Origin of the sequence: Spiroplasma endosymbiont of Andrena trimmerana (assembly GCF_964019575.1) — a bacterium.
Lineage (GTDB): Bacteria > Bacillota_I > Bacilli_A > Mycoplasmatales > VBWQ01 > Spiroplasma_E.
Genome location: NZ_OZ026455.1, coordinates 995,414 through 1,011,561, shown reverse-complemented (window position 1 = coordinate 1,011,561; position 16,148 = coordinate 995,414). Strand labels below are relative to the sequence as shown.

General features: G+C 24.4%; 25 protein-coding genes and 1 pseudogene. 20 read left to right on the top strand and 6 right to left on the bottom strand.

Annotated features, from left to right (window positions below):
- Positions 1-12: 12 nt before the first annotated feature.
- Positions 13-2,052 carry a hypothetical protein gene (locus tag AACL03_RS05950; protein ID WP_339039830.1) on the bottom strand — a complete coding sequence of 680 codons (2,040 nt, stop codon included), beginning with the start codon at positions 2,050-2,052 and terminating at the stop codon, positions 13-15.
- Positions 2,053-2,357: 305 nt separating this feature from the next.
- Between AACL03_RS05950 and AACL03_RS05945 the strand changes: the two genes are divergently transcribed.
- From AACL03_RS05945 to AACL03_RS05925, 5 genes and pseudogenes are all read left to right on the top strand, one after another.
- Positions 2,358-3,641 carry an aminotransferase class V-fold PLP-dependent enzyme gene (locus AACL03_RS05945; RefSeq protein WP_338957699.1) on the top strand — a complete coding sequence of 428 codons (1,284 nt, stop codon included), beginning with the start codon at positions 2,358-2,360 and terminating at the stop codon, positions 3,639-3,641.
- The gene (gene sufU, locus AACL03_RS05940; RefSeq protein ID WP_339039829.1) at positions 3,628-4,089 is read left to right on the top strand and encodes a Fe-S cluster assembly sulfur transfer protein SufU; all 462 of its coding nucleotides are present in this window, start codon (positions 3,628-3,630) and stop codon (positions 4,087-4,089) included. The genes AACL03_RS05945 and sufU overlap by 14 nt, the downstream gene beginning before the upstream one ends.
- Complete coding sequence (locus tag AACL03_RS05935) at positions 4,073-4,633, top strand: 5-formyltetrahydrofolate cyclo-ligase (RefSeq protein WP_252319030.1); 561 nt, start codon at positions 4,073-4,075, stop codon at positions 4,631-4,633. Before sufU ends, AACL03_RS05935 begins: the two co-directional genes overlap by 17 nt.
- A 341-nt stretch (positions 4,634-4,974) precedes the next feature.
- The gene (locus tag AACL03_RS05930; protein ID WP_339039828.1) at positions 4,975-6,054 is read left to right on the top strand and encodes an SGNH/GDSL hydrolase family protein; all 1,080 of its coding nucleotides are present in this window, start codon (positions 4,975-4,977) and stop codon (positions 6,052-6,054) included.
- A 39-nt stretch (positions 6,055-6,093) separates the two neighbouring features.
- Positions 6,094-7,413: pseudogene (locus AACL03_RS05925) on the top strand (oleate hydratase); the annotation flags it as partial.
- Positions 7,414-7,495: 82 nt separating this feature from the next.
- Here AACL03_RS05925 and AACL03_RS05920 read toward each other — a convergent pair.
- Genes AACL03_RS05920 through AACL03_RS05900 form a run of 5 tightly spaced genes read right to left on the bottom strand, consistent with a single transcriptional unit; the run spans position 7,496 to position 9,826 of the window.
- A complete protein-coding gene (locus AACL03_RS05920; protein ID WP_339039826.1) occupies positions 7,496-7,858 on the bottom strand; it encodes a hypothetical protein in 363 nt (120 codons plus the stop codon).
- A 9-nt stretch (positions 7,859-7,867) separates the two neighbouring features.
- A complete protein-coding gene (locus AACL03_RS05915) occupies positions 7,868-8,356 on the bottom strand; it encodes a hypothetical protein (protein ID WP_339039825.1) in 489 nt (162 codons plus the stop codon).
- A 13-nt stretch (positions 8,357-8,369) separates the two neighbouring features.
- Positions 8,370-9,425 (bottom strand): hypothetical protein, encoded by a 1,056-nt coding sequence (locus AACL03_RS05910; protein WP_339039824.1) that lies wholly within the window; start codon positions 9,423-9,425, stop codon positions 8,370-8,372.
- A 2-nt stretch (positions 9,426-9,427) separates the two neighbouring features.
- Positions 9,428-9,619, bottom strand: coding sequence for a hypothetical protein (locus tag AACL03_RS05905; RefSeq protein WP_338957709.1), 192 nt, complete (start codon positions 9,617-9,619; stop codon positions 9,428-9,430).
- Between the two features lie 9 nt (positions 9,620-9,628).
- Positions 9,629-9,826, bottom strand: a complete 198-nt coding sequence (locus AACL03_RS05900; RefSeq protein WP_338957711.1) for a hypothetical protein — start codon at positions 9,824-9,826, stop codon at positions 9,629-9,631.
- Positions 9,827-10,582: 756 nt separating this feature from the next.
- On the opposite strand from AACL03_RS05900, the gene AACL03_RS05895 reads away from it, so the two are divergent.
- From AACL03_RS05895 to AACL03_RS05825, 15 genes are all read left to right on the top strand, one after another.
- Positions 10,583-10,714 (top strand): hypothetical protein, encoded by a 132-nt coding sequence (locus AACL03_RS05895; RefSeq protein WP_338957288.1) that lies wholly within the window; start codon positions 10,583-10,585, stop codon positions 10,712-10,714.
- A 12-nt stretch (positions 10,715-10,726) separates the two neighbouring features.
- A complete protein-coding gene (locus AACL03_RS05890; protein WP_339039823.1) occupies positions 10,727-11,245 on the top strand; it encodes a hypothetical protein in 519 nt (172 codons plus the stop codon).
- A 134-nt stretch (positions 11,246-11,379) separates the two neighbouring features.
- Complete coding sequence (locus AACL03_RS05885; RefSeq protein ID WP_339039822.1) at positions 11,380-11,535, top strand: hypothetical protein; 156 nt, start codon at positions 11,380-11,382, stop codon at positions 11,533-11,535.
- Positions 11,536-11,537: 2 nt separating this feature from the next.
- Positions 11,538-11,729, top strand: a complete 192-nt coding sequence (locus AACL03_RS05880; protein ID WP_339039821.1) for a hypothetical protein — start codon at positions 11,538-11,540, stop codon at positions 11,727-11,729.
- 223 nt (positions 11,730-11,952) lie between these two features.
- Positions 11,953-12,246 (top strand): hypothetical protein, encoded by a 294-nt coding sequence (locus tag AACL03_RS05875; RefSeq protein ID WP_338957297.1) that lies wholly within the window; start codon positions 11,953-11,955, stop codon positions 12,244-12,246.
- A 176-nt stretch (positions 12,247-12,422) separates the two neighbouring features.
- Positions 12,423-12,773 (top strand): hypothetical protein, encoded by a 351-nt coding sequence (locus AACL03_RS05870; protein WP_338957301.1) that lies wholly within the window; start codon positions 12,423-12,425, stop codon positions 12,771-12,773.
- Positions 12,766-12,903 (top strand): hypothetical protein, encoded by a 138-nt coding sequence (locus tag AACL03_RS05865; RefSeq protein ID WP_281747958.1) that lies wholly within the window; start codon positions 12,766-12,768, stop codon positions 12,901-12,903. The genes AACL03_RS05870 and AACL03_RS05865 overlap by 8 nt, the downstream gene beginning before the upstream one ends.
- The gene (locus AACL03_RS05860; RefSeq protein ID WP_174480108.1) at positions 12,903-13,139 is read left to right on the top strand and encodes a hypothetical protein; all 237 of its coding nucleotides are present in this window, start codon (positions 12,903-12,905) and stop codon (positions 13,137-13,139) included. The genes AACL03_RS05865 and AACL03_RS05860 overlap by 1 nt, the downstream gene beginning before the upstream one ends.
- A gap of 11 nt (positions 13,140-13,150) precedes the next feature.
- Positions 13,151-13,957, top strand: coding sequence for a hypothetical protein (locus tag AACL03_RS05855; protein WP_339039820.1), 807 nt, complete (start codon positions 13,151-13,153; stop codon positions 13,955-13,957).
- A gap of 16 nt (positions 13,958-13,973) precedes the next feature.
- A complete protein-coding gene (locus tag AACL03_RS05850; protein WP_174481559.1) occupies positions 13,974-14,132 on the top strand; it encodes a hypothetical protein in 159 nt (52 codons plus the stop codon).
- Between the two features lie 40 nt (positions 14,133-14,172).
- Positions 14,173-14,361, top strand: a complete 189-nt coding sequence (locus AACL03_RS05845) for a hypothetical protein (RefSeq protein ID WP_174481134.1) — start codon at positions 14,173-14,175, stop codon at positions 14,359-14,361.
- A gap of 1 nt (position 14,362) precedes the next feature.
- Complete coding sequence (locus AACL03_RS05840; RefSeq protein ID WP_281748210.1) at positions 14,363-14,548, top strand: hypothetical protein; 186 nt, start codon at positions 14,363-14,365, stop codon at positions 14,546-14,548.
- A gap of 17 nt (positions 14,549-14,565) precedes the next feature.
- Entirely contained in the window at positions 14,566-14,703 is a 138-nt protein-coding gene (locus AACL03_RS05835; RefSeq protein WP_339039819.1) for a hypothetical protein, read from the top strand.
- Between the two features lie 72 nt (positions 14,704-14,775).
- Positions 14,776-15,726 carry an IS30 family transposase gene (locus AACL03_RS05830; protein WP_339038665.1) on the top strand — a complete coding sequence of 317 codons (951 nt, stop codon included), beginning with the start codon at positions 14,776-14,778 and terminating at the stop codon, positions 15,724-15,726.
- On the top strand, positions 15,727-15,966 hold the full coding sequence (locus AACL03_RS05825; RefSeq protein WP_339039818.1) for a hypothetical protein: 240 nt from the start codon (positions 15,727-15,729) through the stop codon (positions 15,964-15,966). It begins immediately after the preceding gene.
- Positions 15,967-16,148: the final 182 nt, after the last annotated feature.

The following is a 16,148-nucleotide window of genomic DNA, read 5'->3' as shown; positions in this document are numbered from 1 at the left end:
AATACCTCCCGTCTAAGAACTAATGATACTTGGATCATATCATCATAATGTTCGTTTCCCAACAACATCTAGATAATTAGCAATATTAGTATCCATACGAGCAACTGGTGCATCTTGTGTAAAGCCATCTCATGTATTATTAGTTTTTATAATATTATCCTTAAATGTTGCATTAATATTAATACCTTGTCTATTGTTTCAACGATTTTCTTTAGTTTTATCAAATCAACTTTTCATTTTTTCAACAAAGCTATTAATTTTCGTATCAGTTGGATCAAGAGGACTTGAACCAAATATATCCTGTAAATTTCAATGAATTAAACTCGAGTTATTATTAAAGTATAAATTATAATCTCATCAAGTTGCATCACCAAGGCTACCAGTACCTCCAGTAAAGGCTGTTAATGCATCATTTAAATTAAAAGTAAGAGTTGTATTTGGAGTATATTTTTGTAGTAAAAAACCAGTTTGTAAATAATCAAGATAAGGAGAATCAGATAATCCACCTGGACGCTCAGATAACGGTGCTAAGTCTTTTCACTGATAAGTATCTTTTCTATGATTTTTAAATGTTTTAATTATATTATAAGTTGATTCATCGCTTTTAGGTTTGTCTTGCTGTTGATATGTGATACCTGGCGTTTGAATAAAATGAATACCACCAGTATCAATAAAAATGCCAACTCCAGGTCCATTATTAACTGCAGCATCAGGAAGTTGTGGTCCTTTTATATCTTTCATATAAACTAAATCATTATATTGGCTAGTACCATCTTTACCTTTATCTTTAATACTATCACGGTCTATATAAGGAATTAAGTCATCTAAACCCTTTTCCTTGTCAGTTGGTGAAGTAAATTGTGTTAATTTATATGGTTGAATACCATCAACATTTTTACCAACACCTTCAGCACTAGTTACATAACGATATAAGTAATAATAAAAAGGACTATTCTCTTGTGAAGATTTAGTAATATCCATTAATCCTAAATCACCAGTTTTACTAACATCAGTAGTAGCGGCCCCTTTTTCTTCAGTGAATGTTTGATCAAAACCATTAGTTCTAATATTCTTTAAAATTTCATTAATTTTAGTTTTATTTTGAGAAAACTGAGAAGCACTAATCTTTTCTTGTAAAGGTTTAGCAGTAGAATCAAAAGGAATAACAATTTGACGAGTTCAAATTAATTCTTGATTTCTTAACATTACTTTAGCTATTTTAGATTGATTATCACTTAATAAGCCATCAATAGTATTGTATGAATCTGTTTCATAATTACTATCATTCTTATCATCACTAGTTTTTACAACAGGGAAACTAATATTAACACCAGTTCATGTTTTAGCAGCTTTAACAGCATCATCTAATTGTTTAAAATCAGTAAGATCAGAATTTAAACTATTGGCATTAGCAACAACTCAAATTTTGCTAGAATATTTACCAGCATCAGTAATACTTGTTTTACCATTAATGTATTGTTGTACACTATCATAAGTACCATTTGGATTGTTTTCACTCTTTACTTGTTCTCATAAATCCTTTAATCAAATATTAATTTCATTTTGATTGTAGTATTTATAATCCTTATAATTACTAGTAACATAACTACGTTGAATAATACCTAAAGCACTCTTTTTTAAAATATTATCAATGTAAGTATTAACATCATCATCGCCCAATACTTTCTTTCATTGTTTTTCTCATGAACGACCATATTTTGCTTGTAATGATTTTATTTTATTTTCCATCTCAGATTGAGCTGCTGTCAAAGCAGCAAGATAATCATCTTTATATTCTGGAGTATTTTTTAAAATTGAAAGATTAATATATTGATTAATATCAGTATATAATGTTTTACCTCATCCACTATTGGGATTATTTAATAAGTAATTAAAAAAGGTGTCAGTCGTAGTACTTGTATCTATAAAAGCACTATTTCAGTCGAAAACATTAGTTGTGCCTCTTTCATTTGAATTATTACAAGCTATAATAGACATAGTTGATGTTGATGATAACGTGAAAGCTGCAACTAAGGCAAGAATATTGCGCACTTTATTCACTCCTTTTAATTAAATCTATAGCAAAAAAAGATTTTTTAATTTATTTTACTAAGATATCTTAACATAAAATTTATATTTAAGGGATAGTTTTTTCTAATTAATTTTAAAATGAAATAACTAATTACCAATTATTTATTTTAAAAAATTTAAAATATTAATTTTTTTAAATATTATTACTTTATAGTGCACAAATAATATTTTATTCATTTTTTAATTTTAAGAAAATTAGCACAAAATTAAGTGTATAATCATTAGTATAAGTATATTATATTTGGTGTAATGATATAGGAGTAAATATGAATAAAAAAATAAACATTAATGATAATACCTTTAAAACTGATTTTCCCTTTTTTAAAAATAATCCTGATTTAGTTTATTTAGATACAGCGGCTTCTTCACTAAAACCACAAATAGTTATTGATGCTGTTAGGGATTATTATGAAAAATATTGTATTAATCCACATAGTCAAGATTATCAACTTGCTGTTAAGGGAAATGATATATTTGAAGATACTAGAAAAACAATTAGTAAATTTATTAATAGTAACGAAAACGAAATAGTTTTTTGTCCTTCAGCAACTTTTGCTTATAATCAAATTGCTTTTGGCTTAGAAAAATATTTACAAGAAAATGATGAAATTTTATTAACCACTTTAGAACATAGCTCATTACTCTTACCATTTTATCGTTTGATACAAACTAAAAAAATTAAAATAAAATTTATTGAAACAAATAAACAAGGAGTCATTACTGTTGAAAATTTAAAAAAAGTTTTAACACCTAAAACTAGAATAGTTGCTTTTGCAAATATTAATAATTCTTTAGCAATAAAAAATGATACTGAAACATTAACTAATTTTATTAAAGAATATGGTAAAAAAAATGTTAAAAGTGATAATTGAATTTTTAAAAATATTTTAGTAATAATAGATGGTGCACAATCAATAGGACATATAAAAACCGATGTTAAAAATTGAAATATTGATTTTTTTGGATTTTCTGGTCATAAAGTTTTTGGTCCAACTGGAATCGGTGTCTTTTGAGGAAAAAACGAATGATTAAATATGCTAGATCCACTAATATTGGGTGGAGGCATGAATGGTGATATTTATGAAAATGGTAAATTTAACTTATTAGATAGTCCTTATCGTTTTGAGGGTGGAACACAAAATATTGCGGGTGTATTTGGGCTAGGTGCAGCTATTAAGTATTTATTAAACATTGGTATTGAAAATATTAGAAATCATGAAATTTTACTAAAAAAATACGCAATTGAACAATTAACAGCGCAGTTAGGAAATAACATTGAAATTTATAATATTGATGGCAATAGTAGTAACATAATATTTAATATTAAAAAAGTATTTGCACAAGATGTTGCTAATTTTTTAGGAACACAAAATATATGCGTACGCAGTGGAACTTATTGTGCTAAATTATTACCTAATATAATTAACGCTGAAGTAACAATTCGTCTTAGTTTTTACATATACAATTGCAAAAAAGATATTGACTTATTAGTAATAGCTTTAAAAAAAGGGATTAATGAAGGAGGAGATTTTTTAAATGAATTCTTTTAATAACAATCAAGACTATTATCGCAAACTAATTGTTGAACACTATAGTAATCCAAAAAATAAAGGTTTTAAAAATTTACCAAATAGTTTGACATATCATCAAAACAATGAATCATGTGTTGATAATTTTCATGTTGAAATTTCTATTAAAAATAAAGTTATTAATAGCGCACGCTTTACTGGAATTGGGTGTGCTATTTCAACTGCAGCAACCGATCTTTTTTGTATTTTAATTGAAGGTAAAACAATATCACAAATAAAAGAAATTATTATTAATTATCAAGCAATGTTATCAGAAAAGCAATTTTTTAATGATAAAATAATTGAAAATATGATTGCTTTTAAAAATGTACCAAGACAACGTAATCGAATTAAATGTGCCCTTATTGGTATTAATGGTATTAATAAAATAATTGAGAAAGAATGTGAAAAAAATGGAAATGGAAATTAAGGATAAAATTAGTTTAAGAACCATTTATTTAAAAAAATTAAAAAATGTTTCTAAAAATAATTATCAAAAGTGAAATAAAATTATTTTCAATAAATTTAATGAATCACATTATTTTAAACAAAATAATGTATTTGCTCTTTATAATTCCTTACCATATGAAGTAGAAACTAAAGAAATTATTGAATTATTATGAAAAAATCTAAAACAAGTTTGTTTACCAAGAATGAATGGTGAGCATTTGGAATTTTACTTTATTAATAGTTGAAACGATATCGTATTTGATAATGATTTTAAAATTGGACAACCAAGTTTAAATTGCCAAAAAGTTATAGGAAGTCAAATTGATTGTATGTTAGTACCATTGATTGCCTTTGATAAAGATTATTATCGTATTGGTTATGGTAAAGGTTTTTACGATCGTTATTTATCTAAAAATAAATTTAACTTTAGTAAAATAGGACTTGGTTTTGCTATTCAAAAAATTCCTTATATAATTAATCACGATAATTGAGATATACCATTAGACTATATTTTTACTAATTAATATTTTAATCTAAAAATTAAATACACTAATCAATAAATAAAAGATAGTTTAATTAATCAAATTATCTTTTTTTATTTTTATTGTATATTCATTTTTTTAATTATAGACTTAAATTAAGATTTACTTAGAATAATTATTTTAAAAAGACTAAAACTAATCATTAGTTTAGTTTATACACACTTGAATTTTATAAAAACTGAATCAATTAAAATTATTTTATATTTTTTATCAAAATGAATCCAAAAATAAATAATAAAAAATGATATTTTTAGTAAATCTTAATACTAAAAAATAAATATTTCTAAAAAAATAATGAAAAAATACATAAGAGGCAAATAAACATGCGTTGATATAACTTAACATGTGCTACACTTTTAAGTTCATTATCATTATTAACTATTAATTCAAAGCATTGTTATTTAAATAAAGAAGAACAAGCTATAGAACAAGTTGATAATTTATACGTTATTGGTGATAGTTTATCAGATAATGGTGCACTTGTTGGAGCTGGAACACAATTTTTTAAAGGTAATAAAATCCTTCCAAAAATTCAAGAAATTAAAATGGAAGAACCTTATCATAATAATCAGTTTTGTAATGGTCCAAATGCAGTTAGTGTTGTAGCAAATTATTTTCATAAACCTTTAACACCAGCATGGAAATTTCAAAAAATACCATTTGTTGGCAAAACTTATCAACAAATTGGCGAAAATTATGCTGTTGGTGCTGCTAGATTAGGATATAGTATTTATCCAGGTGGATTTTTTGTTAGTAAATTTTCAGCACAAGCACAAGTTACTTCTCTACTTTCACAACATAAAAATATTAATGATCATGATTGAGTACTATATGTAATGGGGGCTAATGATCTTTTGGCAGTAATGCAAGATACAACTTCTCCTTTCTTAACATGAAAACTTTATTTAGATTTTGCAATCCTTAATGAAAAAATATCACTAATGCGACTACTTAAACATCATGTAGCGAATATTGTTGTTACTGATGTTCCGGATATTAGTGAAACTCCTGCTTATAATAATGATCCTATCCTAGAGACAAAAGCAGCAGCAGCTTTTAAATATTTTCATTCACAATGAAAAGCAATGATAAAAACTTTAAAAGAAGATTACCCAAAACAAATTAATGATTTTGAACTTTCATCAGTTGTTAAACAAACATTAAATGATTTAGGTAAAAGAGGAATGAATATTAAAGAAGGAGCTAGTGATATTAGTTTTTATGAATCATTTTTAAAAGATGGAATTTTACAACCCAAATTAAATCCGGGGGTAACTTTAGATACAGTTAATAACTACTTTTTTGTCGATACTGTTCATCCAACTGAAATACCATCAAAAGTAATTGGTATGCAGTTAGCTCATTTTATTACTAATAAAATTAAACAAAATTTAAATGATTAACAAAAAAATAAAAAATAACAAATAGGAGGTACAAATTATATGTATAAAAGCAATGGAAATTATGAAGCATTTGCACAACCTAAACCAGCACAAGAAATAGAAGATAAAAAAGCATTTTTAGTAGGAGCAGGATTAGCTTCTTTAGCCGCTGCTACATTTTTAATCAGAGATGCAAAAATGAATCCAAAAAATATCCATATTTTTGAAGAATTAAGTATTGCTGGTGGTAGTTTAGATGGGATTTTAAATCCAGATAAGGGTTTCATTAGTCGTGGTGGACGAGAAATGGAAAACCATTTTGAATGTCTATGAGATTTATTTCGCTCTATTCCATCTTTAGAAATTGAAGGGGCTTCAGTTTTAGATGAATTTTACTGATTAAATAAAGAAGATCCAAATTATTCTAAGTGTCGACTTATTCATCAACAAGGGAAAAGAACAGAAGATGATGGTAAGTTTACTTTGAATGAAGAGGCTTGTAAAAAAATAATTGAATTATTTTTAACAAAAGAAGTAAATCTAAATAATAAAACAATCGAAGAAGTATTTCCAGAAGATTTTTTTAAATCAAATTTTTGATGATATTGATCATCAATGTTTGCTTTTGAAAAATGACATAGTGCTATGGAAATGAGAAGATATATTATGAGATTCATTCATCACCTTGGTGGATTACCAGATTTATCAGCACTTAAATTTACAAAATACAATCAATACGAATCACTTGTTTTACCATTAATTTCTCACTTAGAAGAACAAGGTGTTGTTTTTCACTATGAAACAATAGTAAAAAATATTATAATTTCAGAAAATGAAAATAAAGAAAAAATTGCAAAAAAAATCATTTTTCAAAAAAAGAATAAAGAACAACAAATAATATTAAAAGAAAATGATTTTGTTTTTGTAACTAATGGCAGTATTACTGAAAGTACAACATATGGTGATCATAATACTCCAGCACCAATTAGTGAACAACTCCAATTAGGTGGAAGTTGAGAATTATGAGAAAATTTGGCAAAGCAAAGTAAAGATTTTGGAAAACCAGAGAAATTTTATGCAAATTTACCAAAAGAAAGTTGATTTATCTCAGCAACATTAACAACTCTAGATAAAAAAATGGCACCTTATATTGAAAAAATCAGTAAAAGAGATCCATATGCTAAAAAAGTTGTAACTGGTGGAATTGTTACTGCTATCGATTCAAGTTGAATTTTAAGTTATACCTTAAATCGTCAACCACACTTTAAAAGCCAATCAGATGATCAATTAGTTGTTTGAATCTATGGATTACTTTCAAATAAGGAAGGAGATTATATTAAAAAAAGTATTACTGAATGTTCTGGCATGGAAATAGCTCAAGTATATAGGGACTACGTCCCTCGCCACTACGTGGCTCACCCAAATTATAGTCGCAGTAGGTTCACTGCGACTATAACTATTTTTATTTATCTTTATTTTTAGGTTTACCTTTTTTCTTTAAAATATTATCTAATTTATCTAAACCAGCAGACTTAATATCAGTATAAGTCATATCAATACTACTTGCTTCTTTAAGGTATTTTTTAGGTGACAATTCACTTTTAAGTTCATGCACATAATGTAAAGCACGTGAATTATACCTTTTTAACCAGTGTCTAGGAAAAAATAAAGTCATAGCCATTGCTTCACCACTATAACTTGGAGGCATAATGCCTTTTTTAATCATTTTCTTTGTTCTACGTCGTGAAAACACTACTTTATTATAATCATCAATATTAGTATATAAATTAAGATTAAATATAACAACAAAGCCCAAAAAACGCATTCTTTTAACTTACACAACATACTCTACTTTTTCTCTTGCTTGTACTGGTATTCTATTAGGATGTTGTTCAATCAAATACATAGTACCATTAAACATATGACCTATTAACTTACAAAATTGTCCTAAACTTTCTTGTTGATTTTTAAACTGTACTCCTAAATCATTAGAATTTATCTTTAATGCTAATTCATCTAAAATTATTAAATCTTCTTCTTCAAAAGCATAATTACTTGCTAACTGATTAAAAGTAAAAACATCATTATAATTAACCAAATAAGAATAACCATTTTTTAATTTAATAGGAAAAGGACTAACTACTCGTTTTTTATGAGTTTGTGCTAAACAACAAGCAAGAGCAGATTTACCAGTACGTGGTGGCGCTGAAATAATATAACTACCAACTCGTTTTAAAATTTTAACATTACGAATAGTTATAAGAATTGGATAAATAATCATAATCAAACCTATAACCAATAACACGTAACCATATCAAGGCATTATTTCACAACTCCTAACCTATAATTAAACTAATTGCTCTAACAAATAATCATAAAGGTATAATATTTTCTATTCCACTAACAATATCAACATTTAAAGCAGTACTAATCGTATCTGAAAAAATATGTCGTAATAAACTATCTGTTGTAAAAAGAAATTGTCTTAATGGTTCAACTGGTAAAACTTTACCAACAACACCATAAAGTACTCATCTAAAAGCATTACGCAAATGACCAAAAACATCATATCAACTAACATGTTCATAATCAGGGTTAAAAGGACTATTTGGTGGTACTGGTACAATATCTTTGGAAGAAAAAATGTTCATCTGCCCAAACTTAACATGCAAACCGTCACGATTAGTTAACGAAGATAAATCAAAATCAATTGTTAAATGCTTTAAATTTGGAACACGAACCGGCATAGTAACAAAATTATATTTTCCTAAATTGTAAACACTATCTTTATCATTTAATACACCTTTAAAATTATAACGAATATTACCTTCATAATCTAAAAATGAAAATGTATAAATAGAAGAAAAATAACTAAAATATTCAGCAGAAATATAAAACATAAAACCTTGTATATAAAAACTCAAAGGTTTTGTAATTTCAAAAGTCAACTTAAAACTTAAATTATTAGAAACATTATAATTTCAAAAAACTAACTCATTAAACTTACCAGTTTGTATATAATTATGATTAAATAAAATAAGAAATAACTGTTCTAAATCTTGCTCTGTAAAATCATAATTTGTAGATAAATCACTAACTCGTCTATCAAAATTACCTACAACATCAGAATGAAATTGAATTGAATAAGGAGTATCAGTAGTTTTATGTACAACAGCAGAAACTAATTTTAAATCTGGTTGGCCAACATCAAAATAAGCAGAGTTTCATGGAATAGTTGCTCAATCATTAAAATCATTATATTTAACGGGTTTAACCATATCGCTAGTTATAGTGTAATTACTTTCACTAGGTGCATTAGAAACAATTAAACTAGTTGGTGCTTGAACAGTACTATTTACAACAAAAAATAATTTAGCAAACTTAAATCACATAATTATTTACCAAATAAACATTTTAAAATTCACCATGAACCATAAAATATAATAAATCCAATAAAAAACTGAGTTCCATAAACCACTAAATTTCATAAAATAGTAGTAAATTGGTCAACTGGACTACCTATAAACATAGTTCAATAATCAACTATACATTGATGTATTTTATTGTAAATATCTCAAACACTCATAATTAACACCTACCCAAACAATGACCTAAAAACAAATTTAATACTACGATAAATAAAATTAAAAAATACAGCTAATACCAACCAAAAAGTCAAATTAAACAAAATATAAACTTCATCAGTAATATTTGGTTGATTTAAAAATATTTGAATATCTTTACTAGAAAATATAAAAATTAAATGTAATATACTATTCACAAAATCACTCATTCACAAAATCACTCATAATTAATTTAAACACCACCTAATGTATAAGCATAAGAATAATCCCAATTTAAACTTGCTCTATCTAAATTAATCTCAGGGACGGTTGTCAAATTTACGAAATAATTAATTATTACATTAGTAACTTATTTTCAAAAATGAATTATTTGAAAAATAATGAAAATTAGACAAAATTACTCTCTTTAACCCTTAAATTTTTAAATTTATATTCGACGTATTTTAAAAAATATACATTTAAAAAAAATAAAAATTATTATCAAAGTTATTAAGGAAAAAGACAAGATTATTTCTTGTCTTTTTTTGTAATTGTAAAATTTTAAAATTTTTAATAATTTTCTTTAATACTATTATCAACACGTGTTAAGGAATTAAAAAAGTGAACCACAACACAGTTGTTCAAAATAGTGGCTAGCATGTGGACTTGCATGGATAAATAAGAAGTGGATGATGCCTAATAAAATATACTAACCAGAAATGGTAATTCTTGGGGTGGGAGCGAATTGGAAACTAGTATATATAGACCTGTTGTAGGGACCCATTGTATTAATTCTATTCTTTATTTAACCAACCTTGCCACTCCCCAGTGAGCAAGTGTTGGTTTTATTTTTTATTTTTTTTGAAAAATTTTTTTGGGCGAGAAAATAAATTTAAAACTTGTAAAAAAAATTGAGCGGGACCGGTTCAATTAAAAATATTAATTTGCTAAACGCAAATTAAATAAATATTGAATCGAATGCCTCAATGTTTTTTAAAATTTCACAATTTATTTTTGAGCCCAGAATTGCTGGAATGAATAAAACGAATAGTAGTATTATTAATAATCTAAAAATCAAAATATATGTTCTTTATGCTAGAAGCAACAGAACATATTAGGAAAGGATTATTATGCAAATAGAATTTAAAAAAGAACAAATTGTTAAAGATAGACCACAATCTATTCTTATTGATTATGGTGAATATAAATTACAATGTCCAAAATGAATGGTTAAAAATAATAGTTTTATTGCTGATGATAAATATACATATTGAGTTTTTAATTTAGAAAATATTAAAAGAGAATTAAGTGGTAATGAATTAATAAAATTATTAGAACCATATATTAAAGACCAAAAAATAACTGTTAATAAACCAACTGCTCCAAAAGAATATTATCTTAATGATATAAAACTTGAACCATTAACATTTTATGAACAGCATAATAGTTGATTTATCGGTGAAATAACAGATAACAAAACTAAAATTACTAATCCTTGTTTTAAATATAACATTACGTGAGAAGAAAACAGAAAAGATTTTAAAATAAATAATCCATATAAACATGATGATTTACCAATTAATTATTTAGTTACTTCTTATAAGGAAATTTCAACTCATAATGAAAAAGTATTTTTGTTGAACATGTAAACAAAATAAATTAGATTATTTATTCTTTAATACTAATGATATAAAAACAAGAAAATATTTTTTAAGAGATAAAAATGGTAAAGCAATTTGTTATGACTGTATTTTAAATGTTAGGTTAAGTAGGAGGTATAAATATGGATAAAGAAAAATTAATTTATTATCTTGATAATGAATTTATGGAATTACTTAAAGATGATATTAGTGATGAAATTAAAATTAATATTAATAATTGAAAACTTAAATTAATAATGAAATTACAAGAAAAAATTCAAAATGGTGAATTTGATTAATTATGCAATATGACTTAATTATTGGAATTGACCCCGCTGGAATTGGTAATAATGGAATTGTTATATATTCAAATGAAACAAATAGAATTATTTATATGGAAACATTCAACACAACACATGTTTTTGAAAGTAAAAATCGTTTTAAAAGAATACTATCGATAATTAAAGAACAATTTTTTGATAAAAAATATTAGTTATTGTAGAAAATTTCTTTTTAAGTTCAAAGCAGTTATTAACTAATCCATTAGCAACTCCTAAAATTATTGGCGCGTTAATGGTATTAGTTCAAGATATTATGTCAAGAAAGTGAACCAAAAAATAAAAATAAAATAGAAAATTATAAAGGAAATATAAAATTAACAAAACATGAACAAGATGCATATAAGCATATTCAATACTATTTAAGGAATTATAAAAATGAAAGATAAAGCCAATTATGTCAAATTAACAGTAAAACTAAGTAACACTATTGAAGCAAAATATTACGAAAAAGGTAATAAGGAATTATATTATAGTGTTCGTGCTCAATGAAATGGATTAAACTATGTTACTTTAATTTTTAATAAACCAAAACTTTATAATCGATGTATTTTATTAAACAAAAATGATGAAATTTTAGTAACTGGTCAAATTTTTAATACTTTAAATATTCCTAAAAATCGTGCATTTTGTTCAATCAATGTTAAATGATTTAAAAAATGAAAAGAGTAAAAAATGATATTATGAAAAATTTTATTAATAGTACCAATATTAATAACAAGCATAACACTAATAATATTTTTAATATTTATTATTAAAGAATTAAAAAATGAATATAAAGTTTTAAAATTATTAAATTCAATTGCAAAAAATTTAGAAAAAAAATAATCAAATAAGGAGAATAAATAATGAATAGATGTACATGAACTGAAACAATAACATTTGAAAAATTTATTCATGAACCATATTATGATGAAATTAAAAATGAACAAAGACAAAGACAATGTGAAAATATGACAGATGAGCAATTTGATGAATATGGAAGAGCATATTGTAAAGAACATAGAATTAAAGTTGATGAAATTAATAAATCAAGACATAAAAATTGTATTAATAAAGAAAAATTAATTAATTTTATTATAACAACTCTAAAAGAAAATAAAGAATCTAATTCTAGTAATTTATTTAAAATAGGAAAAGAAAGTGTTTTATTTAATCTTCAGATTTATATTAATGAGGGAGACTTTGATAATGAATAAAGAAAAATTACTTAAATATATGAAAGATATAATTAAATGAACTAAAAAAATTAATTATACAAACTCTGATTTTGACAAAAATATTTTAAATTTATTAATTGAAAAAATAGAAAAAGGTGAATTTGACTAATGATAATATTGCCTACTTTATTTGAAAATAAAGATGAAATTGAAATATTATCACCATTTCCAAAAGCAATTCATACAAGTAATGATATTAGAGCAATTATTTTAAGACAATACCCAAATGTTAAATCAAAACATATAATTGTTTCTGACCCAGAAAGTAATGTTGCATTAATAGTTGGTGATAATGATGTTTATCAAGGTTGAATTAAAGTAACAATTAAAAAATTAGAAAATTAAAGGAGAATAAAATGCCAAGTATAGAAAATCAATCAAATTATACTTTAACTAAATTAATTAGAATTGGAATAAGTCCAATTTGTGCAATGATTGGTACAAGTGCTTATTATGGTCAAGTAATTGCAAATCCAGTATTAGGTTCAATTAATAGTTTATTATTTGGTAAAAAATTAGGTTTAGATATTTGAAATTTAAATCAAAGACCAAATACTAAAACTAAATTAATTAATAGTAGTAAAAAAATATTACTAGGTTTAGGAACAATTGGATTAGCAAATTATAGTAAATGAACAGAAAATAATATTAATCCTATTATTCCAACAACACCAACTCCAATAACTACTACAACTACAACTGAGGGTCCTCCATGATTACTATTAGATAAACAAGAACATCAGTCATTAATGGATTGAGATACATATATTAGTTTAAATGCTTATGGTATTTCAAATCTTATTAGTGGTTTAACTGAGTTAATACCTAATAAATTTGAAGCAATAAGAAAGATTTGTAATATGGCTACTGGTGGTTGTTTAATATCAAGTGGTGTAGCAATGGGTATAAATAATGATTTTAATAATGCTTATGCAATACCTACTATAATTGCTGGTGCAAGTGAAATTATTCATAATTTATTACCTATGGAAAATACAAATCATATTGAAGAAATGCAAGAAACACCATTTACAAATGAAGCTACAAGATTAATTAATGATAATAGATTTACTATTAATAGTGAAACTGCAAGTCAATATTATGGTAGTGATAATATGAGCGAAGTACCATTAAATTGAGATTATAATCACATGAGTTTATAAAGGAGGTGAATAATTTATGAATAAAGAAAAATTAATTGAATATTATAATAATGAAATTCAGACATATAAAGAGAGAATGGAACAGTTAAATAAAGAAATGGCCTTATTAGTAAGCATTATAAGTAATTCAAAATCGATGATTGAAAGAATTAATGGTGGTCAATTTGATGAATAATTAAAAATTAAAAATAAATAGTTGAAAGGAAAATATTCAAATGAAAGAATTTTTACATGAATTAATAATTATTGGAACAAGTGTTGGAACATTAATTTGTAGAGAAATTATTGTTTTATTAAAAAGATTTATCACAACTCCAAAACATGTTAGAGCAAATAACAAAATTATTAAACATCAAAAAAAATTAGCAAAGTTAAATGAAAAGATTAATAAAGGAGAAAAATAATATGACAAAAATTGAATTTAATGAAAAATATAGAAAACAAGATATCAGTATTGATAGAGATTTTGATTTACATATTGATAATTGTTTTAAATTTTCTGATATTGATACATTAGAAAATGCAGTTAATGATTATAAAAAATTAATAAGCGAAATGCCACAATTAGTTAAAGATTGATTATTAGGATAAGATTAGGAGAATATTAAATGTTAGAAAATGAAAATAATGTTCAACAAACAACTGAACCTTTAACTGAAAATAATGCTTCTTCACAAGAAATAGAAAATAAAGTTAATGAAGCAGAAAATAAATGCTGAGTTATACTTGTAAGTGCAAGTAAATAAAATTGCAAAAAATTCTCATATAAAAATTTCATAATGCTAAATTTAGTTTAGAAAAAAGTAAGGAGTTTTTATATGAGTTATAAACATCTTGGCATAGATGAAAGAATTTATATTGAGAATCAATTGAAATTTAAATTTAAAATTAGTGAAATAGCTAAAAATCTTAATCGAAGTATTAGTACTATTATTCGAGAAATTAATAGAAATAAAGATAATAATCATTATTTTTCATTAATTGCACAAAATAAAGCTGAAAATCGAAAACAATCACATATTAGTTTTCATAAGTTTAAAAATAAGAATTTAGTAAAATATGTACAACAAAAATTACTATTAGGTTGATCACCTGAACAAATTTATGGCAGAATTAAAAATTTTCATAAAGAATGAGTTATTAGTTTTAAAACAATTTATACTTGAATTTATTTTGGAATGCTTGATAAAGTTACTAGTAAAAATTTAAGAAGAAAAGGTAAAAAACGAAAATCTAAAGAAAATCGTGGCAAGTTTAATGGTAAATCAATTAAAGAACGAGATATAAATGTTAATGATCGTATAACACTTGGTCATTGAGAAGGAGATACTATAGTATCATCACGAGGTAAAAGCAAATCATGTTTAATAACTTTAGTTGAAAGAGTATCACGATTTACTTTAGCAATATTAGTTAAAAACAGAACTACTAAAGTTATTAATAAAAATGTCAGTTATTATTTATCAATTCTTCCTAAAAACATTGTTAAAACTATTACTTTTGATCGTGGCAAAGAATTTTCAAATTGACAACAACTTGAAAAAAATTTAGATGTAAAAATTTATTTTGCCAATCCATATTCACCTTGACAAAGAGGTACTAATGAAAATACTAATGGTTTAATTAGAGAAAAATTTCCTAAAAAATTTATTTTTTCAAAAACTAATAAAAATGAAGTTCATAAATTTATATTGTCTTTAAATCAAAAACCGAGAAAAATACTAAATTATCTTTCACCAATCGAATATTTGGATAGAAAAATAATTTAGTTGCACTTACCTTTACAATTTAGCAAATTAAATAAACTTAATCAAGAAATTAAAGAAAAAGAAATAATTAATATATTTAAAAAATATCAAGTTAAAAATGAATTTTATGATTATTTAAAATTTAAAACTAATAATTTAGAAAATTCAAAAATTGAAGAAACTATTAAAAAAATGATTAAAGAGCAACCAGTATTTAAACAAACAATTAATACAGGTGGTAATAAACAAATAATTATTTAATCAAAATTTAGACAATACAGAGAGATTAGTAGAAGCACCAGAATTTATAGAGTTTTTTAAAATTTCAAATAGTCCATGGGCAAACTTTTTTCCTACTGAAATTGTTGACTCAGTAAATATTGAGTTTATTGTTAAAAAACCAAAAAAACCGGAAGTAAAAATTATTGCTTGGGATGATAAAA